General features: G+C 45.8%; 1 protein-coding gene. It reads right to left on the bottom strand.

Annotation, left to right across the window (positions count from 1 at the left end):
• Positions 1-1,278, bottom strand: a 1,278-nt coding sequence (locus QUA38_RS29000; protein WP_333167984.1) for an NACHT domain-containing protein, incomplete at its 3' end; no start/stop codon positions are given.
• Positions 1,279-1,289 lie beyond the last annotated feature (11 nt).

The raw sequence follows: 1,289 nt of genomic DNA on the forward strand, positions 1-1,289 counted from the left end.
AATTTGCTCGTCGTTAAATTTCTCTAATTCTAAGACTTCAAATTGGGGAGTTTCGCCTGTTAAAATGGTTGTTGATGCTTGCAGTTCTGCATTGAACAACGCCCGTCCTTCCTTGCCTTCAGGAAAGTGTTCCGTACGGCAAGTGAGGATGACTTTTGCGCCGGGAACGACGGCTTTTGCTAATTCCCAGAAGTTGTTGATGGTTTCTTGCCGATCGCACTTAGCGGCCATTTCATCAAAACCGTCGAAAATCAACAGAAATTTACCCATGCGATTGAGTTGTTCAAAGGCTGAATAACCCGCCAAAGGTATCTCGTGCTTGCGAAAGAAAAACTCGGAAAATAGCGACTCGACACTAACTGCTTTGGCGTAATCTCGCAAAGGAATTACTAACGGCAAACGCGGACGTTCTAATCCCCGCTTTTGAGCATCTCGGTAGCGTTGCAGCGCCATCCAAGCATAGTGCATCGCAAACCAACTTTTTCCCGTCCCAAATTCTCCTAAAACTGAAATATGTTCTTTAACTGGGTCATCTAACCACAGGTCAATATAACCTTCGATCCAGCCATCTCGCTCGCCATAATGACTCACGCCTATCTTGCCCTGAGTATCGGGGTCAATTTCTTCTTTTGTACAAGCTAACGGCACATATTTAGTATCAATTCCTCGGCTGGTGATTTCAGTTTCTAGCCAATCCAGATAAGCAGTAAAATCGGCATCTTGGTCGAGCAATTCATCAAAAGTATAGCAAGCTAAATTACTGTTTTCGGCTTTTTCTACTTCAATCCGTGCGGCGCTACTGATGCGGCGGGCTGTGACTAACCAGCCTTCATCGGTGCGCTGTTTTTCTACCGACTCGCGCAAGGCTGATATATCCCTGAGTCCAGCTTCTCCGGCTATTCCGCGCACTAAAATGCGATCGTACCGATTGCGTCTGACGGGAACATTGATAATCCATTCAAAATAGTTATCTTCCGAGATTTGATAGGTTTCAAACTTATAACTTAATGTTTCAAACCACCCGCGAACTTGTTGCGATAAAATAAAGGCTTGAGACTTTTTAATATTAGTTGATGCTGCGGCGGGAAGTGCGGGATAATCTTCAGCTTCCAGCCGTGCAAATTCGGTGCGAATTCCTTCGATAGTGGGGAGGCGTTCGATGCGATCCATTACCATAGATAGGCGTTTTTGCAAAGATGCAATCGAATTTCCCACCATCACATCTCCCAGCGTCCGCGTCCGCTTTGCTACTTCCATAAACACGGCGGCAAATGCCATGAATTCCCGTC

The organism is Microcoleus sp. Pol12B4, from assembly GCF_036701385.1.
GTDB lineage: Bacteria > Cyanobacteriota > Cyanobacteriia > Cyanobacteriales > Microcoleaceae > Microcoleus.